Annotated in this window: 19 protein-coding genes; 16 read left to right on the top strand and 3 right to left on the bottom strand. The window is 68.9% G+C overall.

All coding sequences use genetic code 11. From position 1 onward, the window contains the following. Positions 1-85: 85 nt before the first annotated feature. The 6 genes from CFB49_RS15630 to CFB49_RS15605 all read left to right on the top strand — a co-directional run bounded on the left by CFB49_RS15630 (position 86) and on the right by CFB49_RS15605 (position 5318). A complete protein-coding gene (locus tag CFB49_RS15630; protein WP_089435853.1) occupies positions 86-412 on the top strand; it encodes a DUF2917 domain-containing protein in 327 nt (108 codons plus the stop codon). Positions 413-496: 84 nt separating this feature from the next. Beyond that, entirely contained in the window at positions 497-1252 is a 756-nt protein-coding gene (gene lipB / locus CFB49_RS15625) for a lipoyl(octanoyl) transferase LipB (RefSeq protein WP_089435685.1), read from the top strand. Continuing rightward, complete coding sequence (gene lipA, locus CFB49_RS15620) at positions 1245-2237, top strand: lipoyl synthase (RefSeq protein ID WP_006477693.1); 993 nt, start codon at positions 1245-1247, stop codon at positions 2235-2237. Before lipB ends, lipA begins: the two co-directional genes overlap by 8 nt. Positions 2238-2498: 261 nt before the next feature. Further along, on the top strand, positions 2499-3515 hold the full coding sequence (gene tauA / locus CFB49_RS15615; protein ID WP_089435684.1) for a taurine ABC transporter substrate-binding protein: 1017 nt from the start codon (positions 2499-2501) through the stop codon (positions 3513-3515). A 40-nt stretch (positions 3516-3555) separates the two neighbouring features. Next, on the top strand, positions 3556-4353 hold the full coding sequence (locus tag CFB49_RS15610; RefSeq protein WP_089491707.1) for a taurine ABC transporter ATP-binding protein: 798 nt from the start codon (positions 3556-3558) through the stop codon (positions 4351-4353). Beyond that, complete coding sequence (locus tag CFB49_RS15605) at positions 4353-5318, top strand: ABC transporter permease subunit (RefSeq protein ID WP_069620215.1); 966 nt, start codon at positions 4353-4355, stop codon at positions 5316-5318. Before CFB49_RS15610 ends, CFB49_RS15605 begins: the two co-directional genes overlap by 1 nt. Before the next feature lie 69 nt (positions 5319-5387). Here the strand turns inward: CFB49_RS15605 and ggt are convergent, their stop codons facing one another. Then, complete coding sequence (gene ggt, locus CFB49_RS15600; protein WP_089435682.1) at positions 5388-7262, bottom strand: gamma-glutamyltransferase; 1875 nt, start codon at positions 7260-7262, stop codon at positions 5388-5390. Between the two features lie 89 nt (positions 7263-7351). After that, on the bottom strand, positions 7352-8314 hold the full coding sequence (locus CFB49_RS15595; protein WP_069620217.1) for a LysR family transcriptional regulator: 963 nt from the start codon (positions 8312-8314) through the stop codon (positions 7352-7354). A 260-nt stretch (positions 8315-8574) separates the two neighbouring features. Here CFB49_RS15595 and CFB49_RS15590 point away from each other — a divergent pair, with 260 nt between their 5' ends. The 9 genes from CFB49_RS15590 to CFB49_RS15550 all read left to right on the top strand — a co-directional run bounded on the left by CFB49_RS15590 (position 8575) and on the right by CFB49_RS15550 (position 21731). Further along, positions 8575-10710: a 3-hydroxyacyl-CoA dehydrogenase NAD-binding domain-containing protein gene (locus CFB49_RS15590; RefSeq protein WP_089491706.1), complete on the top strand. Its 2136-nt coding sequence runs from the start codon at positions 8575-8577 to the stop codon at positions 10708-10710. A gap of 29 nt (positions 10711-10739) precedes the next feature. Continuing rightward, positions 10740-11936, top strand: coding sequence for an acyl-CoA dehydrogenase family protein (locus CFB49_RS15585; RefSeq protein ID WP_069620219.1), 1197 nt, complete (start codon positions 10740-10742; stop codon positions 11934-11936). A 13-nt stretch (positions 11937-11949) separates the two neighbouring features. Further along, positions 11950-13095, top strand: coding sequence for an acyl-CoA dehydrogenase family protein (locus CFB49_RS15580; protein ID WP_089491705.1), 1146 nt, complete (start codon positions 11950-11952; stop codon positions 13093-13095). Between the two features lie 30 nt (positions 13096-13125). Beyond that, positions 13126-14331, top strand: a complete 1206-nt coding sequence (locus CFB49_RS15575) for a CaiB/BaiF CoA transferase family protein (RefSeq protein ID WP_089491704.1) — start codon at positions 13126-13128, stop codon at positions 14329-14331. 291 nt (positions 14332-14622) lie between these two features. Next, positions 14623-14928 (top strand): DUF485 domain-containing protein, encoded by a 306-nt coding sequence (locus tag CFB49_RS15570; protein ID WP_069620222.1) that lies wholly within the window; start codon positions 14623-14625, stop codon positions 14926-14928. 11 nt (positions 14929-14939) lie between these two features. After that, entirely contained in the window at positions 14940-16634 is a 1695-nt protein-coding gene (locus tag CFB49_RS15565; RefSeq protein WP_089491846.1) for a cation acetate symporter, read from the top strand. A gap of 357 nt (positions 16635-16991) precedes the next feature. Continuing rightward, a complete protein-coding gene (locus CFB49_RS15560) occupies positions 16992-18284 on the top strand; it encodes a dicarboxylate/amino acid:cation symporter (protein ID WP_069620224.1) in 1293 nt (430 codons plus the stop codon). Between the two features lie 4 nt (positions 18285-18288). Next, the gene (locus CFB49_RS15555; protein ID WP_069620225.1) at positions 18289-20298 is read left to right on the top strand and encodes a sensor histidine kinase; all 2010 of its coding nucleotides are present in this window, start codon (positions 18289-18291) and stop codon (positions 20296-20298) included. Between the two features lie 80 nt (positions 20299-20378). Next, complete coding sequence (locus CFB49_RS15550; RefSeq protein ID WP_069620226.1) at positions 20379-21731, top strand: sigma-54-dependent transcriptional regulator; 1353 nt, start codon at positions 20379-20381, stop codon at positions 21729-21731. 79 nt (positions 21732-21810) lie between these two features. Here CFB49_RS15550 and CFB49_RS15545 read toward each other — a convergent pair whose 3' ends face one another. Next, positions 21811-22347 carry a peroxiredoxin family protein gene (locus CFB49_RS15545; RefSeq protein ID WP_069620227.1) on the bottom strand — a complete coding sequence of 179 codons (537 nt, stop codon included), beginning with the start codon at positions 22345-22347 and terminating at the stop codon, positions 21811-21813. A 169-nt stretch (positions 22348-22516) separates the two neighbouring features. Between CFB49_RS15545 and CFB49_RS15540 the strand changes: the two genes are divergently transcribed. Further along, entirely contained in the window at positions 22517-23089 is a 573-nt protein-coding gene (locus tag CFB49_RS15540) for a hypothetical protein (RefSeq protein WP_089491845.1), read from the top strand. Positions 23090-23275 lie beyond the last annotated feature (186 nt).

The following is a 23275-nucleotide window of genomic DNA, read 5'->3' as shown; positions in this document are numbered from 1 at the left end:
ATCGACGTGAAAATTGGTCGTTTGGTCGGACACCTTCAAGTGACTAGGATTGTAGTCATCGAAGCACTTATTGGCGGAGTCGATCATGCAAGAAATCTCTTCAAGCATCACCTTCGAAATTCCCCCGGGCGAGACCGTGCCGATGAAGGTGCAGCGCAGCACGCGGCTGGTCGTCCAGTGCGGGCCGGTCTGGGCGACGCGCAGCAACGACGTCGACGACTACTTCCTGGCCGACGGCGAGACGCTGAAGCTGCGCCGCGGCGAGCGGCTGTGGCTCAGCGCGGAAGGCCGCGAGGGCGCACGCGTCGCGTTCTCGGTGTCGCGGCCGCCGCGGGAAGTCGCGCTCGGCGGGCTGTCCCGGCTGCGCGAACGCGTCAACGCGCTGCTGCACGACGGCTGGCGCACCGTCTGACCATCGTTTCATCCGACGGATACCGGCGATCCGTCCCCGTCCTAAGGCCGGCGAGACCCACGGGTTTTCGGTAAACTACCGCCCATGTCCGTTTCGCCGGTTTCCATCGTGTCCACGCCTGTCGCCGTTTCCGCATCGCCCGCCGGACTCCCGGCTCAGCCGGCCCAGCCGGTTACCGTGCGGTGGCGGGGCCGCGAGGCGTACGAGGCAAGCTTCGACGCGATGCGCGCGTTCACCGACACGCGCACGGCCGACACCGGCGACGAGCTCTGGGTGGTCGAGCATCCGCCCGTCTACACGCTCGGCCAGGCCGGCGACCCCGCGCACCTGCTGGTGGCCGACAGCGGCGTGCCGCTCGTGAAGGTCGACCGCGGCGGACAGATCACCTACCACGGCCCCGGCCAGATCGTCGTCTACCTGCTGCTGGACCTGCGCCGGCGCAAGCTGATGGTGCGCACGCTCGTGACGAAGATCGAGGAGGCCGTGATCGAAACCCTCGCGGCGTATAATCTCGCTTCGGTCCGCAAGGCGGGCGCGCCCGGGATCTACGTGGCATCCGGCGTGCACGAGGGCGCGAAAATCGCGGCCCTCGGCCTGAAGATCCGTAACGGCTGCAGCTATCACGGGCTGAGCCTGAACGTGAAGATGGATCTGCGCCCGTTTCTCGCGATCAACCCGTGCGGCTATGCCGGACTGGAAACCGTCGACATGGCGAGCCTCGGGGTTGCCGCCGACTGGAACGACGTCGCCCACACGCTGGTGAGCCGTCTGATCGCCAACCTCGACGGCGCATCCGCGGCCGCCGACAAGCCGCACGCACTGGAACAATCGAATGACTGACGTTACCGCTTCTCCCGCACCGGCCGATACGGCCGCGACCCCTGCCTACGATCCGACCGCCAAGCAGAAGGCGCAGGCGAAGACGGCGCGCATCCCGATCAAGGTCATTCCGATCGAAAAGCTGAAGAAGCCCGAGTGGATCCGCGTGAAGGCGGCCACCGGCAGCTCGCGTTTCAACGAGATCAAGACGATCCTGCGCGAGCACAACCTGCATACCGTGTGCGAGGAAGCGAGCTGCCCGAACATCGGCGAATGCTTCGGCAAGGGCACCGCGACATTCATGATCATGGGCGACAAGTGCACGCGCCGCTGCCCGTTCTGCGACGTCGGCCACGGCCGTCCCGATCCGCTCGACGCGGATGAGCCGAAGAACCTCGCGCGCACGATCGCCGCGCTCAAGCTCAAGTACGTGGTGATCACGAGCGTGGATCGCGACGACCTGCGCGACGGCGGCGCCGCCCACTTCGTCGAGTGCATCCGCGAAACGCGTGCACAGTCGCCGGACACGCGCATCGAGATCCTGACGCCGGACTTCCGCGGCCGTCTCGACCGCGCGATCTCGATCCTGAACGCCGCGCCGCCCGACGTGATGAACCACAACCTCGAAACGGTGCCGCGCCTGTACAAGGAAGCGCGCCCGGGTTCGGACTACGCGCACTCGCTGAAGCTGCTGAAGGACTTCAAGGCGCTGCATCCGGACGTCGCGACGAAGTCGGGCCTGATGGTCGGCCTCGGCGAGACCGAAGAGGAAATCCTGCAGGTGATGCGCGACCTGCGCGCGCACGACGTCGACATGCTGACGATCGGCCAGTACCTGCAGCCGTCGGAGCACCACCTGCCGGTGCGCGCGTACGTGCATCCCGATACGTTCAAGATGTACGAGGAAGAGGCGTACAAGATGGGCTTCACGCATGCGGCCGTCGGCGCGATGGTGCGCTCGAGCTATCACGCCGATCTGCAGGCGCATGGGGCGGGGGTGGTCTGAGCGCTCGCGCTCGCCTCCATCTGCAGCAGTCTCGAGCAGTCGAAAAAAGCCCGCAGCGATGCGGGCTTTTTCGTTGGCGCGGCGATGATCCGCGCATGCGCACGCCAATCGTCACCCGACCGGACGCGCAATCCGGTCGAGCATGAAAAGCAAAGCTGAAACGGCATCGATAGCTTCGCAGGATAAGTTCGCTCCCGCCGCGCGCAAAGCCCGTAAAGTCGGCTCTCCCGCAGCAATGCCCGCATTCCGAAGGAGAGCCGCATGTCCCGTTTCAGCTTCATCCGCCGCGCCGTCGTCGCGCTGACCGCCTTTGCCGCGCTGGGCGCGGCGCACGCCGAATCGCGCGAAGTCGTGATCGCGTACCAGGACATGGTCGTGCCGTGGCGCTACGCGCAGGCGAGCGGTGAAGTCGAAAAGGCGACCGGCTACAAGGTCACCTTCCGCAAGCTCGACAGCGGCGCCGACGTGATCCGCGCGCTCGCATCGGGCTCCGTGCAGCTCGGCGAAGCCGGCTCGAGCCCGATCGCGGCCGGGCTGTCGCAGGGGCTCGACATCTCGCTGTTCTGGGTGCTCGACAACATCAACGACGCCGAGGCGCTCGTCGCGCGCAACGGTTCGGGCGTCACGAACGTCGCCGGGCTGAAGGGCAAGAAGATCGGCGTGCCGTTCGTGTCGACGTCGCACTTCCATACGCTCGTCGCGCTGCAGGCAGCGGGCGTCAATCCGAACGACGTGAAGATCGTCAACCTGCGTCCGCCCGAAGTCGCGGCTGCGTGGGCGCGCGGCGACATCGACGCGACCTACATCTGGGATCCGGTGCTCGCGAAGGTCAAGCAGTCGGGCACCGTGCTCACGACGTCGGGCCAGGTTGCGAAGGAAAGCGGCAAGTCGACCTTCGACGGCTTCGTCGTGAGCCGCAAGTTCGCGCGCGAGAACCCCGAGTTCGTCACGCGCTTCGTGAAGGTGCTCGCGGCGGCGGACGCCGACTACCGCGCGCACGCTGCCGCGTGGAAGGTCGGCTCGCCGCAGGTCGCGGCGGTCGCGAAGGTGTCCGGCGCGAACGCGCAGGACGTGCCGGCCAGCCTCGCGCTCTATGCATTCCCGACGGCGGCCGAACAGGCATCGCCGACGTGGCTCGGCGGCGGCGCGCAATCGGGCGCCGCGAAGTCGCTCGCGGCCACGGCTGCATTCCTCAAGTCGCAAGGCACGATCCAGACGGTGCTCGCCGACTATTCGGCCGGCGTCGATCCGCAGTTCGTGCAGAAGGCCGCGCGCTGAGCGCGGCCGGTTAGCCCTTTCGTCGCGGAGCCCTTCGATCATGAGCACGCTGGAAGTCCGTCAGGTATCGGTCGCCTATCCGGGCGAGCGCGGCAGGCCGACGACGCAGGCGCTCGCGCGCGTCGACCTGCGCATCGAGTCCGGTGAATTCGTCGTCGCGCTCGGTGCGTCCGGGTGCGGGAAGACGACGCTGCTGAACTGCATGGCCGGCTTCGTCGCGCCGACGACCGGCGACGTGTGCGTCGACGGCGTGCCGGTCACGGGCCCCGGCGCCGATCGCGGCGTCGTGTTCCAGAAATACGCGTTGCTGCCGTGGCTCGACGTGCTCGATAACGTCGCGCTCGGGCTGCGCTTCGCACGCGTGTCGAAGGCCGAGCGCGAAGCGCGGGCGAACGAGATGCTCGCGCTCGTCGGCCTCGAGCGCCATGCGCATGCGCGCGTGTATGAACTCTCCGGCGGGATGCAGCAGCGCGTCGGCATCGCGCGCGCGCTCGCGAGCGACCCGCGCGTGCTGCTGATGGACGAGCCGATGGGTGCGCTCGACGCGATGACGCGCGGCACGATGCAGGCGCTCGTGCTCGACGTGTGGGCGCGCACCGGTAAGACGGTGTTCTTCATCACGCACGACGTCGAGGAGGCGTTGTTCCTCGCGACGCGTCTCGTCGTGATGACGCCGGGCCCCGGCCGCATTGCCGAAACCTTCGAGCTGCCGTTCGCGCGCCGCTACGTCGAATCGCGCGACGCGCGCGCGGTGAAATCGTCGCCGGATTTCATCGCGTGGCGCGAGCGGCTGATCGCGTATCTGCATCGCGACGAGGCGGTCGCGGAGCCGGCGTGATGCACGAGTTCGCGCGGCAGGGCGCGTCCGTCGGGCGTGGCCGGATCAGTACTTTGCACAGGCAGGACGACATGAGCACGCAGGATTCTTGGGCGGCCGATCGAGCGGCCGCGGGCTTCGGGCCGGACGGACGCGATACGCAGCGGCGCGACGTACCGCGTCCGGCGCGCGCCTCGCATCGCTACCGGTTGCCGGGGCAGGGGAGGACGGCCGGGCTCAGCGCGGCGACGGTCGCGGCGCTGGCCGTGCTGTGGTGGGTCGCGACGCATCTGCAGTGGCTGCCGCCGCTGTTCCTGCCCGCGCCGGAAGCGGTGTGGACCGCGTTCGTCGATGCGTGGCACGGCCGCATCCAGGGCGGCCTGCCGTTGTCCGATCATCTGTTGTGGAGCGCTGCCCGCGTGTTCGGTGCGTTCGCGCTCGCGACCGCGATCGGCGTGCCGGCCGGCATCCTGATGGGCGTGAGCCGCATCGCACGCGGCGTGCTCGATCCGCTGCTGGAGTTCTATCGGCCGCTGCCGCCGCTCGCGTATCTGCCGCTCGTCGTGATCTGGTTCGGCATCGACGAGACGGCGAAGCTCGTCGTGATCTTCCTCGCGTGCTTCGCGCCGATCGCGATGGCCGCGCGCGCCGGCGTGCGTGCGGCGACGGTCGAGCAGATCAACGCCGCGTATTCGCTCGGCGGCAGCTTCGCGCAGATCGTGCGCCACGTGGTGCTGCCGGCCGCGCTGCCGGAAATCCTCACGGGGCTGCGGATCGCGATCGGGTTCGGCTGGACGACGCTCGTCGCGGCCGAGATGGTCGCCGCGACGGCCGGGCTCGGGCAGATGGTGCTCAACGCATCGAGCTTCCTGCGCACCGACATCGTCGTGATGGGCATCCTGCTCATCGGTGCGATCGCGTGGCTGTTCGATCTGGCGATGCGCTGGGTCGAGCGGCGGGTGGTGCCGTGGAAGGGGCGCGGCTGACGTCATGCTGACGGCACGGGCGACGAGCACGTACGCGCCGCCCATGCCCGCCGCCCATGCCTGCCGCGCTCAATCCCCCATCGCCACGCCTTCCCGCCGCGGATCGGCCCCGCCGAACCACACCGTCTGCCCCTGCACGTTCAGCCGCTGGATTCCCTGCAGCCCCGAGTTCATCTCGACGACCTGCACGTCGTGCCCGCGGCCTTTCAGACCGTCGGCGAGCGCGTCCGATACGCGGCCGCGTTCGAGCTGCGTCGGCCCGTTCATCGACCCGAAATTCGGCAGCGCGATCGCCTGCTGCATCGTCATCCCCCAGTCGAGCACGCCGACCAGCGTCTTCGCGACGTGATTGATGATCGCGGGGCCGCCGGCCGAGCCGACGATCATCGTCACCTGCTTCGTCTTCTTGTCGAACACGAGTTCCGGCGACATCGCCGAGCGCGGGCGCTTGCCGGGCTGCACGCGGTTCGCGACCGGCCGGCCGTTGTCGGTCGACGCGAACGAGAAATCGGTGAGCTGGTTGTTCAGCATGAAGCCGCGCACCATCAGCCGCGAGCCGAACGCATCCTCGACGCTGGTCGTCATCGACAGCGCCTGCCCGTAGCGGTCGACGATCGCGATGTCGGAGGTCGACGGCAATTCGGGGCTGCGGTCGTCGGCCAGCGCGAGCGTCGCGCCTTGCGGCGTGCCGGCCTGCGCGACGCCCATGCTGGTGTCGCCGATCAGCCGCGCGCGCTGTGCGAGATAGGTCTTGTCGGTGAGGCTCGCCCAGTTGCCGCCGGGCAGCGGCACGAAATCGGGATCGGCCACGTAGCGTGCGCGGTCCGCATACGCGAGACGTCCGGCTTCGCTGAACAGGTGGGCGGCGAACGGCGTCGGCTCGTAGCCGACCGCGTTGCGCACCGGCTTCTGCGCGCCGATCTGCTGCCAGTCGGGCATCGCCTCGAGCATGCCGAGCATCTGCGCGATCGCGAGGCCGCCGGACGACGGCGGCGGCATCCCGCACACGACCGAGCGCCGGTAGTCGGCGCACAGCGGCGCGCGCACCTTCGGCTGGTAGCGCGCGAGATCCTGCAGCGACAGCAGCCCCGGGTTGGTCGGATGCTTGCGCACCTTCGCGACGATGTCGCGCGCGATCGCGCCGCTGTAGAACGCATTCGCGCCGCGGTCGGCGACCTGGCGCAGCACGGTCGCGAGCGCCGGGTTCTTCAGCACCGTGCCGGCGGTTTTCGGCGTGCCGTCGGCGTTGTAGAAGTACGCGCGGGCGGCCGGGTCGTTGTTCAGGTACTTGTCGTTCGCGATCAGCATCGCCAGGCGCGGGCTGATCGTGAAGCCGCGCTCGGCGAGCCGGATGGCCGGCTGGAACAGCCGGCGCCACGGCAGCTTGCCGTGCGCGCGGTGCGCGGCGTCGAGCATGCGCAGCACGCCCGGCGTGCCGACCGAGCGCCCGCCGACGACGCCTTCGTAGAAGCCCATCGGCTGGCCGGTCGGCCCGTAGAAGAGGCGCTCGGTCGCGGCGGCCGGCGCGGTTTCGCGGCCGTCGTACGCCTGCGTCGTCTTGCCGTCGAAGTACAGCATGAACGCGCCGCCGCCGATGCCCGACGATTGCGGCTCGACGAGCGCGAGCACCATCTGCGTCGCGATGGCCGCGTCGATCGCGGTGCCGCCCGCCTTCAGCATGTCGTAGCCGGCCTGCGTCGCGAGCGGATTCGCGGCCGCGATCATGAAGTGCTGCGAGGTCCAGCCCGGCTTGTCGGCCCACCCCGACGACAGTTCGGGCGCGTGAACGCCGGGCAGCGGGACGGCCGCGCCCGATGCGGCGGCGACCGGGACGACGGCGCCCGACGGCGCGGACGGGGACGTGCAGCCGGCGTTGAACGCGACGAGCGCGACGGCGGCGAGCAGCGTCCAGGGACGCGAATGCGGACGAATCCGGTCGAACATTGAACCCTCGGCAGCAGTGAATTCGAAGGAGACGGCGGCGTCGATGTTGACGTCGGCGCGGGCGCAACGGCGTTGCCCGCCCCGGCGCGCTATTGTCGCCGTGCGCCCGGCGGCTTGTCATCCGACAGGAAACCCTGACGCATCCCGCCGGGCCCGCCCCGGCCGGTCTTTCCGGCCTGTTCGAGGATGAACTCTATGAACGTCGACGTCGCGCGCGTGTGGTGGCGGTTCGGCATGTAGAGCATGTACATGTGGGTGCCGAAGATGCTCAGCCGGTACGCATCGAGCGACGTGACGACGGCGCCGTGCCGCAGGTCGTCCTGCATCACGTAGTCGGGCACGATGCCGACGCCGATGCCCGCGAGGATCGCCTGGCGCAGGAACAGGAAGTTCTCCGAAATCAGCGTCGGTTCGAGCAGCACCTCGTGGCGCTCGTCGCCGAGATACGCGGCGATCCGCAACTGCCGGCCCAGCACCGTCGCGGTGACGACCGGCGCGGCGGCCAGCGCGCCGAGGCTCGCGGGCATCCCGTGCGCGGCCGCGAACGCGGGCGACGCACACGCGATGTAGCGCACCGCGCCCATGTCGCGCGCGACGAGGTTCTGCGGCGGCTCGGACATCACGCGGATCGCGATGTCGACTTCGTCGCGCATCAGGTCTTCCACGCGATTCTCGAACACCACGTCGAGCACGATGCCCGGATGCAGCCGCTTGAACGCGAGCAGCCAGTCGGACATCACCATCTGCCCGTAGCCGCTCGGCACCGACAGCCGCACGCGGCCCTGCAGGTCCTGGCCGAGCGTCGTCACCGATTCCTGCGCGGCGAGCAGTTCGTTGCGGATGCGCCGGCCGTGCTCGTACAGCTTCAGTCCGATCTCGGTCGGCTCCATGCGCCGCGTCGTGCGCCGCACGAGCTGCTGCCCGATCGAGCGTTCGAGCTGGTTCAACCGGTAGCTGACGTTCGCCCGGCTCATCTTGAGCCGCTGCGCGGCCTTGCTCAGATTGCCGGCGTCGAGGATCTCGACGAGCAGCGTCAGCGCGTTCAGGTCCATGCGGGGTGTCTCCTGATCCGTCCCGTTTCCCGACCCGAAACGGTCGGGAACGGTCCGAAAGCATTCAGTGTCAAGTCAGACTTGACAGCTTGTAAAGGCCTGCGGGAATTGTCAATGAATCTCGATCAATCGAGAATCGCGTCATGCCCGGCGACCACGCCGGACCGTTGCCCGCGCCGCCCGGACCGGCTCGCGCACCGGCGCTGCGGGCCGGCTCGACCGGTTTGGGCCGCCCGGCGCACCGCACCACTGGAGACACGATGAATTCCACCGCTTCCCCCGCCAGCCCGACGGCCGGCACCGTCACGCGCGAACGGCGCGACAAGGTGCTCGTCGTCACGATCGACCATCCGCCCGTCAACGCGCTGTCCGCCGACGTGCGGCGCGGTCTCGCCGACGCGATCGACGCCGCGCAGGCCGACGACGCGATCCGCGCGGTGCTGATCGTCGGCGCCGGCCGCAACTTCATCGCGGGCGCCGACATCCGCGAATTCGGCAAGCCGCCCGTGCCGCCGTCGCTGCCCGACGTGTGCGAGCGGATCGAATCGGGCGCGAAGCCGGTCGTGGTCGCGCTGCACGGCGCGACGCTCGGCGGCGGCCTCGAGGTCGCGCTCGCCGCGCATTACCGGCTCGCGGTGCCCGGCGCGAAGCTCGGGCTGCCCGAAGTGACGCTGGGCCTGCTGCCCGGCGCGGGCGGCACGCAGCGCGCGCCCCGCCTGATCGGCGCGAAGGCCGCGCTCGACCTGATGCTGACCGGCCGCCATGCGAGCGCCGAGGAAGCGCTCGCGCTCGGCCTCGTCGATCGCATCGCGCACAGCGACGACACGCTTGCCGAAGGCCTCGCCTATGCGCAGGAACTCGTGTCGCTCGGCGCGCCGGTACGCCGCACGCGCGACGCGCAGGGCCTGGCCGATCGCGCGGCCGCGCAGGCCGCGATCGACGCGGCGCGCGCGGAATTACCGAAGAAGTCGCGCGGGCTCTTCTCGCCGGCGAAGATCGTCGACGCGGTCGAGGCCGCGCTCACGCAGTCGTTCGACGCGGGGATGACGTTCGAACGCAGCCTGTTCCTGCAGTGCCTCGACAGCCCGCAGCGCGCGGGCCTCGTGCATGCGTTCTTCGCGGAACGCGAAGCGGCGAAGGCGCCCGAGGCGCGGCGCGCGAGCGCGCGGCCGGTCGAGCGGATCGGCGTGGTCGGCGGCGGCACGATGGGCGCGGGCATCGCGGTCGCGGCGCTCGACGCCGGGTTGCCGGTGACGATGATCGAGCGCGACGACGCGTCGCTCGCGCGCGGCCGGGCGCACGTCGAGAAGGTGTACGACGGCCTCGTCGCGAAAGGGCGGATGACGCCGGCCGCGCACGCGGCGCGGCTCGCGCGCTTCAAGGGCAGCACGTCGTACGACGCGCTCGCGCAGGCCGACGTCGTGATCGAAGCCGTGTTCGAGGACATGGCCGTGAAGCAGGCGGTGTTCGCCGAACTCGCCCGCGTGTGCAAGCCGGGCGCGGTGCTCGCGACCAATACGTCGTATCTCGACATCGACGCACTTGCCGCGAGCATCGACCGGCCGGCCGACGTGATCGGCCTGCATTTCTTCTCGCCGGCCAACGTGATGAAGCTGCTCGAGATCGTCGTGCCGAAGCGCGTGAGCCCGGACGTCGTCGCGACCGCGTTCGCACTGGCGAAGCAACTGAAGAAGACGCCGGTGCGCGCGGGCGTGTGCGACGGCTTCATCGGCAACCGGATCCTCGCCGTCTATCGGACGGCTGCCGACTACCTGATGGAAGACGGCGCGTCGCCGTACCAGATCGATCGCGCGGTGCGCGAGTTCGGCTTCCCGATGGGCCCGTTCCAGGTGGTCGATCTCGCGGGCGGCGACATCGGCTGGGCGACCCGCAAGCGCCGCGCGGCGACGCGCGATCCGAACGCGCGCTACGTGGAGATTTCCGACCGGCTGTGCGAGCGCGGCTGGTTCGGGCAGAAGACCGGCCGCGGCTACTACCTGTATCCGGACGGCGCGCGCGTCGGCACGCCCGATCCGGAAGTCGACGCGATCGTCGCGGAAGAACGCGCGAAGAAGGGCGTCACGCCGCGCACGTTCGCCGATGAAGACATCCTGCGCCGCTATCTCGCCGCGATGATCAACGAAGGCGCGAACGTCGTGCACGAGCAGATCGCGCTGCGCCCGCTCGACGTCGACGCGGTGTTCCTGTACGGCTACGGCTTCCCGCGCTATCGCGGCGGCCCGATGCACTACGCGGACACGGTCGGCCTCGCGAACGTGCTCGCCGATATCCGCTCATTCGCAAAGGAAGATCCGCTGTTCTGGAAGCCGTCGCCGCTGCTCGTCGATCTCGTCGCGCGCGGCGCGGATTTCGCGAGCCTGAACCGCATCGACTGAACGCCCACCGCATTCGCAACGGACCCACGATGGACCTCGATTTCACTCCCGAAGAGGAAGCGTTCCGCACGGAAGTGCAACGCTTCCTGCAAGCCGAACTGCCCGAGCGCACCGCGCGCAAGGTGAAGGGCGGCCTGCACCTGACGCGCGACGACATGCGCGAATGGCATGCGACACTCAACGCGCGCGGCTGGCTCGCGAGCCACTGGCCGCGCGAATACGGCGGCCCCGGCTGGAGCGTCGCGCAGAAGTTCCTGTTCGACAACGAATGCGCGCTCGCCGGCGCGCCGCGCATCGTGCCGTTCGGCGTGAACATGCTCGGCCCCGTGCTGATCAAGTACGGCAGCGAAGCGCAGAAGCGCCGCTGGCTGCCGCGCATTCTCGACGGTACCGACTGGTGGTGCCAGGGTTATTCGGAGCCGGGCGCCGGCTCCGATCTCGCGGCGGTGAAGACGAGCGCGGTGCGCGATGGCGATCACTACGTCGTGAACGGCCAGAAGACGTGGACCACGCTCGGCCACTACGCGAACATGATCTTCTGCCTCGTGCGCACCGCGACGGACGTACGCAAGCAGGAAGGCATCAGCTTTGTGCTGATCGACATGAACACGCCAGGCGTCGAGGTCCGCCCGATCATCACGCTCGACGGGGAGCACGAGGTGAACGAGGTGTTCTTCACCGACGTGCGCGTGCCGGTGGAAAACCTGGTCGGCGAAGAGAACCGCGGCTGGACCTACGCGAAATACCTGCTCACGTACGAGCGCACCAACATCGCCGGAATCGGCTTCTCGACCGCCGCGCTCGACCGGCTGCGCGCGGTGGCCGCGAAGGTCACGAAGAACGGCCGGCCGCTTGCCGACGATCCGTTCTTCGCCGCGCGGCTCGCCCGTGTCGAGATCGAACTCGAAAACATGCGCACGACCAACCTGCGCGTGTTGGCCGCGGTCGCGGGCGGCGGCGTGCCGGGCGCGGAAAGCTCGATGCTGAAGATCCGCGGCACGCAGATCCGCCAGGAGATCACCGCGCTGATGCGGCGCGCGATGGGGCCGTACGCGCAGCCGTTCGTCGACGACGCGCTCGACGCCGATTACGACGGCGAACCGGTCGGCCCCGACGAAGCCGCGAGCGCCGCGCAGCAGTACTTCAACAACCGCAAGCTGTCGATCTTCGGCGGCTCGAACGAGATCCAGAAGAACATCATCGCGAAGATGATGCTCGGGCTGTAAGAGGGACGCGACGATGGATTTCCAGCACACAGAAGACCGCCGGATGCTGGCGGACACGTTGAACCGCTTCATCGCCGAACAGTACGCGTTCCCGGTGCGCGACCGCATCGCGCAGTCGGCCGAAGGCTTCGACCGCGCGATGTGGCGGCGCTTCGCCGAACTCGGCACGGTCGGCGCGCTGTTCGCCGAAGCCGACGGCGGCTTCGGCGGCGCGGGCTTCGACATCGCCGTGGTGTTCGAATGCCTCGGGCGCGGGCTCGTCGTCGAGCCGTTCCTCGGCGCGCTGCTCGCGGGCCGGGCGCTCGCGCTCGCCGGCGGCGATGCGCATCGCGACCGGCTCGCCGCGCTGATCGACGGCAGCGCGAGCGCCGCGTTCGCGCACGACGAACCGGGCTCGCATTACGAACCGACGACGGTGCGCACGCGCGCCGAACGTTCGGGCGACGGCTGGGTGCTGACGGGCGCGAAGGGCGTCGTCGACCAGGCCGCGCAGGCGGCGTTCTTCGTCGTCAGTGCGCGCGTGTCGGGCAACGACGACGACGCGGCCGGCATCGGCCTGTTCGTCGTGCCGGCCGATGCGCCGGGCGTGTCGCTGCGCGATTACAGGAAGATCGACGGCGGCCGCGCGGCCGAAGTGCGCTTCGAGCGCGTCGCGCTGCCGGCCGATGCCGCGCTCGGCGCGCCGGATGCGCACGACGGCGAAGCGGGCGCCGCGCTGCTCGAACGCGTGCTCGGCTACGGGCTGCTCGCGCTGTCGGCGGAAGCGCTCGGCGCGATGGACGTCGCAAAGGCGCACACGCTCGACTATCTGCGCACGCGCAAGCAGTTCGGGTTGCCGCTCGGCAGCTTCCAGGCGCTGCAGCACCGGATGGCCGACCTGCTGCTCGAAGTCGAGCAGGCGCGCTCGGCGGTGATCAACGCGGCCGCACAGCTCGATGCGCCGCGCACGGTGCGCGAGCACGCGCTCGCGGCGGCCAAGTACACCATCGGCCGGATCGGCACGCTGGTCGCCGAGGAGAGCATCCAGCTGCACGGCGGGATCGGGATGACGTGGGAGCTGCCGCTGTCGCATTACGCGAAGCGGCTCGTGATGATCGATCACCAGCTCGGCGACGAGGATCACCATCTCGCGCGCTACATCGCGCTGTCGAAACAATAAAGTCGAACGACGCGAATGGAGGAGACAAGGATGACGAACGAATCGTGCGCGTTGCCGCTCGCCGGCGTGAAGGTGCTCGATTTCTCGCGCGTGCTGGCAGGCCCGTGGTGCGCGATGGTGCTTGCCGATTTCGGCGCGGAAGTGATCAAGGTCGAGCATCCGGCGCGCGGCGACGATACGCGCGACTGGGGGCTGCGGATCGGCGACACCGAGACCACCTATTTCAACAGCGTGAATCGCAGCAAGCGGTCGATCTGCGTCGACCTGCAGACGGAAGCCGGCCAGCGCATCGCGCGCGAGCTGGCCGCGCAGGCCGACGTGGTGCTCCACAACTTCAAGTGCGGCGGCGCGGAGAAGCTCGGGCTCGGCTACGACGCGCTGGCCGAACTGAATCCGCGGCTCGTGCATTGCGCGATCTCCGGCTACGACCGCTCGGGCCCGGAGGCCGCGCGGCCCGGCTACGACCTCGTCGTCCAAGGCGAAGCAGGGCTGATGGCGCTGAATGGCGAGGCCGGCCAGCCGCCGTTGAAATTCGGCGTCGCGGCGGTCGACCTGTTCACCGGCATGTATTCGGCGCAGGCGATCCTCGCCGCGTTGTACGAGCGCCAGGCGACCGGGCGTGGGCGGCGCATCGAGATGGCGCTGTTCGACTGCGGGCTGATGATCACCGCGTACTACGGGCTCGACGCGCTGCTGATGGGCGAGGACCCGCCGCGCTACGGCAACGCGCATCCGTCGATCGTGCCGTACGGCGTGTTCGACGCGGCCGACGGCCCGCTCGTGATCACGGTCGGCAACAACACGCAGTTCGCACGCTTTTGCGACGCGATCGGGCGGCCCGATCTCGCGGCCGACGAACGCTACAGGACCAACCTCGGCCGCTCGGAGAATCGTGCCGACCTGCTGCCCGAGATTCGTCGCGAACTCGCGCGCCGGTCGCGCGCGACGCTGCTGGCGGCGCTCGCCGATGCGGGCATTCCGTGCGGCGAAGTGCTCGGATTGCACGAAGCGCTGACGTCCGAACGCGCGACCCGCGCCGGGCTCGTCACGCGGCAGCCGCATCCGGTCGCGGGCGGCGTCGACGTGCTCGCGCCGCCGTACCGCTTCGACGGCGCGCGGCTGCCGGTGCGCGGCGCGCCGCCGGTGCTCGGCGCCGATACGGAGGCGGTGCTCGGTGGCTGGCTCGGGATGTCGGCGGAGGACGTCGCGCGGCTGCGGGCGGATCGCGTCGTGTAGATCGCTTGTTCCGCCGCGGCGCGGGCGGTGAGTCGACGCGCGCCGACCATTCCACACTACATCGCTCGCCATGACGAGCCGGCTTGCCCTGCGGGGACCTGAGCAGGCGCTGAGGCGCCAACTCGGGGCGACCGCAAAGCATGGGACCAGGGTAAGCGCTAAAGCGCTAACTCTGGTCGACCGCAAAGCATGGGACCAGAGTAAGCGCTGAAGCGCTAACTCTGGTCGACCGCGAAGCATGGGACCAGAGTAAGCGCTAAAGCGCTAACTCTGGTCGACACAGGAGACACCATGGAGCTTTCCGTCATCGAATCGGTCACGGCGCGCCGCGACTACCAGCAACTCGTGCGGGCGCGGCGCCGCTTCAGCTTCACGCTGACCGCGCTGATGATCGCCACGTACTACGGCTTCATCCTGCTCGTCGCGCTCGCGCCGCACGTGCTCGCCGCGCCGCTGTACCGCGGCGCGACAACGACGGTCGGGATCGCCGCGGGCGTCGCGATCATCCTGGTCGCGATCGGCCTGACCGCGTGCTACGTGCTGCGCGCGAACCGTGCGTTCGACCGCCGCGTCGACGCGATCCTGCAACGTCCGTGACGGAGCCCGACATGCGATTCATTTCGAGCGCGCCCGGCGCGCTGGGCATCCTCGTTTCCGTCGTTTCCTCCACCGCCCATGCGACCGGCGTCGCCGGCCCGATGCCCGACAAGGTCGAGCTGAACCCGGTCGCGATCGCGATGTTCTTCGCGTTCGTGTTCGCGACGCTCGCGCTCACCCGCTGGGCCGCGCGCCGCACGCGCTCGACGCGCGACTTCTACACGGCCGGCGGCGGCATTACCGGGCTGCAGAACGGGCTCGCGATCGCCGGCGACTACATGTCGGCCGCGTCGTTCCTCGGTCTGTCCGGCATGGTGTTCATGTTCGGCTTCGACGGGTTGATCTACTCGATCGGTTTCCTGGTCGGCTGGCCGTTCGTGATGTTCCTGATCGCCGAACCGCTGCGCAACCTCGGCAAGTTCACGTTCGTCGACGTCGTCGCGTACCGCTTCGCGCAGCGGCCGATCCGGCTGCTGACCTCGGCGAACGCGCTGACGATCGTCGTGCTGTACCTCGTCGTGCAGATGGTCGGCGCGGGCAAGCTGATCCAGCTGCTGTTCGGGCTGTCGTACGGCACGGCCGAGCTGATCGTCGGCGTGCTGATGGTCGTCTACGTGTTCTTCGGCGGGATGACCGCGACTACCTGGGTGCAGGTGATCAAGGCCGTGCTGCTGCTCGCCGGCGCGACGCTGCTCGCGTGGCTCGCGCTCGGCGAATTCGGCTTCAGCATCGACGCGATGTTCCGCCGCGCGGTGGCCGTGCATCCGGGCGCGCTGTCGATCATGGGGCCCGGCAAGCTGATCCGCGACCCGGCCAACGCGCTGTCGCTCGGCATCGCGCTGATGTTCGGCACGGCCGGCTTCCCGCACATCCTGATGCGTTTCTTCACGGTGCCGAACGCGAAGGAGGCGCGCAAGTCGGTGCTCTACGCGACCGGCTTCATCGGCTACTTCTACCTGCTGACCTTCGTGATCGGCTTCTCGGCGATCGTGCTGCTCGCGCAGCATCCGGAATTCTTCCGGCTCGGCGCGAACGGCACGTTCAACCTGACGCACGACCTGCTCGGCGGCTCGAACATGGTCGCGGTGAAGCTCGCGCAGGCGGTGGGCGGCAACTGGTTCTACGGTTTCATCGCGGCGGTCACGTTCGCGACGATCCTCGCGGTGGTCGCGGGCCTGACGCTCGCCGGCGCGACGACGATCTCGCACGACCTGTATGCGCAGATGTGGGCGCGCGGCAAGCCCGACGAACGGCTCGAGATGCGCATCTCGCGCGCCGCGACGATCGGGCTGTCGGCCGTCGCGATCGCGCTGTCGATCCTGTTCGAGCACGTGAACGTCGCGTTCATGGTCGGGCTCGTCGCGGCGGTGGCCGCGAGCGCCAATTTCCCGGTGCTCGCGATGTCGATCTTCTGGCGCGGGATGACCACGCGCGGCGCGGTGCTCGGCGGCGGCCTCGGCCTCGTGTCGGCGGTCGCGCTCACGGTGCTGTCGAAGTCGGTGTGGGTCGACGTGCTGCACCACGCGCATGCGGCGGTCTTCCTCGACAACCCGGCGCTCGTGTCCGTGCCGCTCGCGTTCGTGGGGATCGTGGTCGGCTCGCTCGCGGATCGCGGCGAGCGCGCCCGCCGCGAGCGCGATGCGTTCGCGCAGCAGGAGTTCTACGCGCAGACGGGCGTGCTGGCCAGCCGGGCCGTGCAGCACTGATTCGTCCGATGAAACGATGCGTCCGTCCGGATCGCCGGACGGATATTTTCCGGAAATCCGGAATCCCGGATTTCCTTGCCTGCCGCATTATGAGAAATACAATGAAAACAACGGCTTGAGGGGTTCCGGAAACCTGGCATCGACCTTGCGATATAAAACGCACGGCCATCCCCCCGGCCGAACTACTACAGCAAGCAAGGAGACAACCGATGACCGCTGCCTTCCTCCCCCTCCGGACGTCCTGAGGCATCGCTTGTTGCGGCACGGCAGCCGCGCGGGCGAATGCCTTTCCCCTGAGACATTCGCCTGCGCGCGTGACGCCGTTTCCACGGCTCATCTACTTCAGCAGGAACCATCGTGAAGAAGAAACCCTTCTACAAAGTGCTCTATGTGCAGGTGATTTTCGCCATCATCGTCGGCGTGATCCTCGGCCACTTCTACCCGTCGATCGCCACCGACATGAAGCCGCTCGGCGACGGCTTCATCAAGCTGATCAAGATGGTGATCGGGCCGATCATCTTCTGTACGGTCGTCACCGGCATCGCCGGCATGGAGGACATGAAGAAGGTCGGCCGCGTCGGCGGCAAGGCGCTGCTGTATTTCGAGATCGTGTCGACCTTCGCGCTGCTGCTCGGCCTCGCGGCCACGCACCTGCTGCGCCCGGGCGTCGGCTTCAACATCGATCCGGCGACGCTCGACGGCAAGGCCGTCGCGTCGTACGCGGCGAAGGCGCACGGGCAGTCGACGGTCGACTTCCTGATGCACATCATCCCGAACACGATGGTCGATGCGTTCGCGCAGGGTGAAATCCTGCAGATCCTGCTGATCGCGCTGCTGTTCGGCAGCGTGCTCGCGCACCTCGGCGAGCGCGGCAAGGTCGTGACCGACTTCATCGACGGCTTGACGCGCGTGCTGTTCGGCATCGTGCACATCGTCACGAAGCTGGCCCCGATCGGCGCGTTCGGCGCGATGGCGTTCACGATCGGCAAGTACGGCGTCGGCTCGCTGGTGCCGCTGCTCAAGCTGATCGGCACGTTCTATCTGACGTCGGTCGTGTTCGTGCTGGTCGTGCTCGGCGCGATCGCGCGCTTCACCGGCTTCTCGATCATCCGCTTCGTGTCGTACATCAAGGAAGAGCTGCTGATCGTGCTCGGCACGAGTTCGTCGGAAGCCGCGCTGCCGCAGCTGATGGAAAAGCTCGAGAAGGCCGGCTGCTCGCGTTCGGTCGTCGGCCTCGTCGTGCCGACCGGCTATTCGTTCAACCTCGACGGCACCAACATCTACATGACGATGGCCGTGCTGTTCATCGCGCAGGCGACCAACATCGAGCTGACGTGGATGCAGCAGCTCACGCTGCTGGCCGTCGCGATGCTCACGTCGAAGGGCGCGAGCGGCGTGACCGGCGCGGGCTTCATCACGCTCGCCGCGACGCTGGCCGTCGTGCCGACGATCCCGCTGTCGGGCATGGTGCTGATCCTCGGCATCGACCGCTTCATGAGCGAATGCCGTGCGCTGACCAACATCGTCGGCAACGGCGTGGCGACCGTCGTCGTGTCGGCATGGGAGAAGGAGCTCGACCGCAACAAGCTGCGCCAGGCGCTGAAGGGCGGCGGCGAAGTCGCGCCGACCGAGAAGACGGCCGGCGTCTGACCCGATGAGCGAGCAGGCGGCGGCACGGCCGGCCGGCCGTGCGACCCGCGGCGGCCGGGGTATCGACGAGCAGGCCTATGACACAATAGGCGATCCGCATCGCCAGGAAGCCTCGACCGTGACGCGCCGCCTGCTCATCCTCGTCGTGCTCGCCGCCGCGCTCGTCGCGGCGTGCGCGCTCACGTGGACGGTCACCTGGCAGCGCGGCGTCGCCGAACTGCAGCGCAATGCCGCGGTGCGCGTCGACCGCACCACCAACGCGCTCAAGAGCACGCTCGACCGCTACGAATCGCTGCCTTATCTGCTCGGCAGCCATCCGTACGTGCAGGATCTGCTCGCCGAGCCGAAGCGCGGCGACTATACCGCCCGCGTCAACCGCTATCTCGAAGACCTCAACGAGCACGCGCACGCGACCGTCACCTACGTGATCGGCGCGGACGGCCTGTGCGTCGCCGCCAGCAACTGGCGCGCGCCCGACAGCTTCGTCGGCATCGAATACCGGTTCCGCCCGTATTTCCTCGATGCGATGAACGGCCGGGTCGGCCGCTTCTTCGGGATCGGCACGATCTCGCGCGATCCCGGCTACTACATCTCGCAACCGGTGTGGCACGACGGCAAGATCGCGGGCGTCGTCGTCGTGAAGCTCAACCTCGAATGGTTCCAGGGCGCCGATGCGTCCGAGCCGCTCGTCGTCGTGGACGATCACGGCGTCGTGTTCCTGTCGTCCGTGCCCGCGTGGAAGTACCACACGCTGCGCCCGCTCACGGGCCCGGTCGCCGCGTCGATCTACGAAACACGCCAGTACGCGCGGCAACCGGTCACGCCGCTGCCGCTGCGCGTCGAGCAGACGCTCGGCGCCGATGCGGAAATCGTGCGGCTGGGCGCCGGCCGGCGCGCGCCGCGCTTTCTCGCCAGCAAGCGGCGGATCGGCGAGCCCGACTGGCAGCTCGTCACGCTCGCGCCGATCGCGCCGATCGATGCCGATGCGCGCAACGCGACGATCGTCACCGGCTTCGGCTTCGTGTCGGTCGCGCTGCTCGCGTTCTACTGGCGGATGCGCCGTGCCCGCGTGCGCGAGATGATCCGCGGCCGCGCGCTGCTGCAACAGGCGTACGCAGAGCTGAACCGGCGCGTCGAGGAGCGTACGGCCGATTTGTCTGAAGCGAACGAGCAGTTGCAGAAGGAGGTCGGCGACCGGATCCGCGCGGAGCAGGAGCTGCGCGCCGCGCACGACGAACTGATCCAGGCGAGCAAGCTCGCCGCGCTCGGCCAGATGGCGGCCGGCATCACGCATGAACTGAACCAGCCGCTCGCGGCGCTGCGCAGCTTCTCCGACAACACGCGCGTGCTGCTCGATCGCGGCGAGCAGGCGGCCGCGCGCGAGAATCTCGAGGCGATCGCCGCGCTCACCGAACGGATGGGCAAGATCACGAACCAGCTGAAGCTGTTCGTCGGCCGCGCGAAGCCGCGCAACGAGCAGGCGCTCGTCGTGCGTGCGCTGCGCAGCGTGCTGTCGCTGCTCGACGAACGCCTGCGCGGCGTCGCGCTCACGCTGACGCTGCAGGACGCGACCGTCTCGCCCGCGCTGGACGCGCCGCTCGATCTGGCGCGAGACTATCCGGAACTCGTCGCGCGCTGCGAGGACCTGCGCCTCGAACAGGTGCTGATCAACCTGCTCGGCAACGCGCTCGATGCGGTGGCCGGCGTCGCGGCGCCGGCCATCGAGGTGACGATCGCGGTGTCGGTCGCGACGCTCGCGGTCGAGGTGCGCGACAACGGCTCCGGCATCGCGCCCGATCTGCTGCCGCGCCTGTTCGAGCCGTTCTTCACGACCAAGGAAATGGGGCGCGGGCTCGGGCTCGGCCTCGCGATCTCGTCGTCGATCGCGAGCGACGCGGGCGGCGCGCTGACCGCACGCAACGCCCCGTCGGGCGGCGCGCTGTTCGTCTTGACGCTGCGGCGCGCCCGCACGCATCATCCGGACTCCGTGTCCGAGCCGGCGGGCTCGCACTAGCGTGAGCAGGCCCGGTCGGCGAACGACCGGCATCAACGAGAGCCGCGCGCGCCGCGGTCTGTCAGGAGCAAGTGACCAAGATGGCCAACCGGCTGCAAGTGATCTATATCGAAGACGATGCGCTCGTGCGCCGGGCGAGCGTGCAGAGCCTTCAACTGGCGGGCTTCGACGTCGCCGGGTTCGAATCGGCCGAGGCGGCCGAGAAGGCGATCGTCGCGGAGACCGCCGGCGCGATCGTCAGCGACATCCGGCTGCCCGGCGCGAGCGGGCTCGACGTGCTCGCCCAGTGCCGCGAGCGCGTGCCGGACGTGCCGGTGATCCTCGTCACCGGGCACGGCGACATTTCGATGGCCGTGCAGGCGATGCGCGACGGCGCGTACGACTTCATCGAAAAGCCGTTCGCGGCGGAGCGCCTGATCGAGACGGTGCGCCGCGCGCTCGAGCGCCGCGAGCTCGTGCTCGAGAACCACGCGCTGCGGCGCGAGCTGGCCGGACAGAACGTCGTCGCGCCGCGCATCATCGGCCGCAGCCCCGCGATCGAGCAGGTGCGAAAATTGATCGCGAACGTCGCGCCGACCGACGCGTCGGTGCTGATCAACGGCGACACGGGCGCCGGCAAGGAGCTGATCGCGCGCAGCCTGCACGAGCTGTCGCCGCGCCACGACAAGCCGTTCATCGCGGTGAATTGCGGCGCGCTGCCCGAGCCGATGTTCGAATCGGAGATGTTCGGCTACGAGCCCGGTGCGTTCACCGGGGCCGCGAAGCGGCGCGTCGGCAAGCTCGAATACGCGTCCGGCGGCACGCTGTTCCTCGACGAAATCGAAAGCATGCCGCTCGCGCTGCAGGTGAAGCTGCTGCGCGTGCTGCAGGACGGCGTGCTCGAGCGGCTCGGCTCGAACCAGCCGATCCGCGTGAACTGCCGCGTGGTCGCGGCCGCGAAAGGCGACATGAGCGAGCTCGTCGCGGCCGGCACGTTCCGGCGCGACCTGCTGTACCGGCTCAACGTCGTGACGATCGCGCTGCCGCCGCTCGCCGAGCGCCGCGAGGACATCGTGCCGCTGTTCGAGCATTTCATGCTCGATGCGGCCGTGCGCTACGGGCGGCCCGCGCCGGTGCTGACCGACCGGCAGCGCGCGAGCCTGATGCAGCGCGACTGGCCGGGCAACGTGCGCGAGCTGCGCAACGCGGCCGACCGCTTCGTGCTCGGCGTGGCCGACATGCCGCAGGAAACGGGCGCGGGCGACGACGCCGACAACGACCAGACGCTGAAGGAGCGCATCGAGCAGTTCGAGCGCGCGGTGATCGCCGAGGCGCTGAACCAGACGGGCGGCGCGGTCGCGGCGACGGCCGACCGGCTGCATGTGGGCAAGGCGACGCTGTACGAGAAGATGAAGCGCTACGGGCTGTCGGCGAAAGGCGAAACCGAGCGCTGAAAAGCAAACGGACCGCAGTGCGGTCCGTTTCGCGGAGCAGGGCGCGGCGTGCGGCCCTTCTAGCGGGATCCGGCGGCGCTCAGGCCGCGTTGCCGTCGAGCGCCTTCTTGAGCAGCGCGTCGAGTTCCGCGAATTGCGGCGCGCCGACGTAGCGCTTCAGGATCTTGCCGTCCTTGTCGACGACGAAGGTCGTCGGCGTGAGCTGCACGTTGCCGAACTGCTTCGCGACGCTGCCGTCGTCGAGCGCGACCTTGAACGGCAACTGGCGCGTCTGCGCGTAGTTCGCGACGTACATCGGCGGATCGTAGTTCATCGCGACCGCGACGAATTCGAGCCCCTGCCCCTTGAAGCGATTGTAGGTATCGACCATCTGCGGCATTTCCTGCATGCAGGTCGCGCAGCTCGTCGCCCAGAAGTTCACGAGATAGACCTTGCCCTTCAGGTCGCCGGCGGTCGAGACTTTCTGGCCCGACAGCAGCGTGAAGGTCGCGTCCGGCACGCTGGACTTGCCGTTGAACGCGAAGAAGCCGGCGACGGCGATCGCCGCGACGACGGCGGCCGCGACGAGGTAGCGGACGGGGCCGGTGCTGCGGCGGGCGGGAGGCGTGGTGTTCATCTGGTGCTCTCGGAGTCGATGACGCGGATCGATGCAAAGGACGTCGAAATCGACGTCGAAATTCGGCGCTCATTTTAGCGCGAATGCGGCGTATGCATCGGCCGCCGCCGCGCATCCCCGATTTCAGGTTCGGCGGATAATGCGCGTTTTGCCTGCCGCGATCCACGCCATGCCGAAGGAAGTCACCGATTCGTTGCGCCCCCTTTTTCGCCCGCTGCGGCACTTCGCCGCGCTGGCCTGCGTGAGCGCGGCGCTGGCCGCGTGCTCGCCGTCGTACGACTGGCGCACGCTGCACAACGACGCCGGCTATACGATCGATCTGCCGGCGAAGCCGACCGTCGAGGAGCAACCGGTGGCGCTCGGCGGTACGTCGATGCCGATGCGGATGCAGGCCGCGCACGTCGACGGCGCGGTATTCGCGGTCGGCACGCTGACGTTGCCCGACGACCGCGACGACACGCGGCGCACGGCGCTCGAATTCCTGCGCGCGGGACTGTCGCGCAACCTCGAAGGCGCGCCGCAGACGGCATCGGTGCCGGTGCCGCTCGCCGCCGGCGGCGCGGTGAACGGGCTCGAGCTCCGCATCGCGGGCGCGGCCGCCGGCGGCGATCGCGCGCGCAAGACGATCGTCGCGCGGCTCGCCGCGCGCGGCCGGCACGCGTACCAGGCTGTCGTGATCGCCGACGGCCCGCTCGCGCAGGAGCAGCTCGACCAGTTTTTCGGCTCGTTCAAACTCGATTGACGACGGCCGGCGAGGGCGCTCAGACACGCCGTGACAACTGAAAGTTCATTCGCAGCTTTCGACGCTAATCGCCGGATTTTGCGAAGGTTTTTCGACTATCCACAGCGCATGTGGATAACTTTGTTGAAAAGTACTGCGTATTGCCCGCGCAGCCGCGCCGGACGGCCTTCCGGCCCGTTTGGTCGC

Source organism: Burkholderia sp. AU17457 (genome assembly GCF_002223255.1).
Lineage (GTDB): Bacteria > Pseudomonadota > Gammaproteobacteria > Burkholderiales > Burkholderiaceae > Burkholderia > Burkholderia sola.
This window is presented reverse-complemented; position numbering and strand designations above follow the sequence as displayed.

Bases quoted from the DNA above. Each gene is read 5' to 3' on its own strand.
- CFB49_RS15630 (WP_089435853.1), top strand. From the start codon at position 86: ATGCAAGAAATCTCTTCAAGCATCACCTTCGAAATTCCCCCGGGCGAG.
- lipB (WP_089435685.1), top strand. From the start codon at position 497: ATGTCCGTTTCGCCGGTTTCCATCGTGTCCACGCCTGTCGCCGTTTCC.
- lipA (WP_006477693.1), top strand. From the start codon at position 1,245: ATGACTGACGTTACCGCTTCTCCCGCACCGGCCGATACGGCCGCGACC.
- tauA (WP_089435684.1), top strand. From the start codon at position 2,499: ATGTCCCGTTTCAGCTTCATCCGCCGCGCCGTCGTCGCGCTGACCGCC.
- CFB49_RS15610 (WP_089491707.1), top strand. From the start codon at position 3,556: ATGAGCACGCTGGAAGTCCGTCAGGTATCGGTCGCCTATCCGGGCGAG.
- CFB49_RS15605 (WP_069620215.1), top strand. From the start codon at position 4,353: ATGCACGAGTTCGCGCGGCAGGGCGCGTCCGTCGGGCGTGGCCGGATC.
- ggt (WP_089435682.1), bottom strand. From the start codon at position 7,262: ATGTTCGACCGGATTCGTCCGCATTCGCGTCCCTGGACGCTGCTCGCC.
- CFB49_RS15595 (WP_069620217.1), bottom strand. From the start codon at position 8,314: ATGGACCTGAACGCGCTGACGCTGCTCGTCGAGATCCTCGACGCCGGC.
- CFB49_RS15590 (WP_089491706.1), top strand. From the start codon at position 8,575: ATGAATTCCACCGCTTCCCCCGCCAGCCCGACGGCCGGCACCGTCACG.
- CFB49_RS15585 (WP_069620219.1), top strand. From the start codon at position 10,740: ATGGACCTCGATTTCACTCCCGAAGAGGAAGCGTTCCGCACGGAAGTG.
- CFB49_RS15580 (WP_089491705.1), top strand. From the start codon at position 11,950: ATGGATTTCCAGCACACAGAAGACCGCCGGATGCTGGCGGACACGTTG.
- CFB49_RS15575 (WP_089491704.1), top strand. From the start codon at position 13,126: ATGACGAACGAATCGTGCGCGTTGCCGCTCGCCGGCGTGAAGGTGCTC.
- CFB49_RS15570 (WP_069620222.1), top strand. From the start codon at position 14,623: ATGGAGCTTTCCGTCATCGAATCGGTCACGGCGCGCCGCGACTACCAG.
- CFB49_RS15565 (WP_089491846.1), top strand. From the start codon at position 14,940: ATGCGATTCATTTCGAGCGCGCCCGGCGCGCTGGGCATCCTCGTTTCC.
- CFB49_RS15555 (WP_069620225.1), top strand. From the start codon at position 18,289: ATGAGCGAGCAGGCGGCGGCACGGCCGGCCGGCCGTGCGACCCGCGGC.
- CFB49_RS15550 (WP_069620226.1), top strand. From the start codon at position 20,379: ATGGCCAACCGGCTGCAAGTGATCTATATCGAAGACGATGCGCTCGTG.
- CFB49_RS15545 (WP_069620227.1), bottom strand. From the start codon at position 22,347: ATGAACACCACGCCTCCCGCCCGCCGCAGCACCGGCCCCGTCCGCTAC.
- CFB49_RS15540 (WP_089491845.1), top strand. From the start codon at position 22,517: ATGCCGAAGGAAGTCACCGATTCGTTGCGCCCCCTTTTTCGCCCGCTG.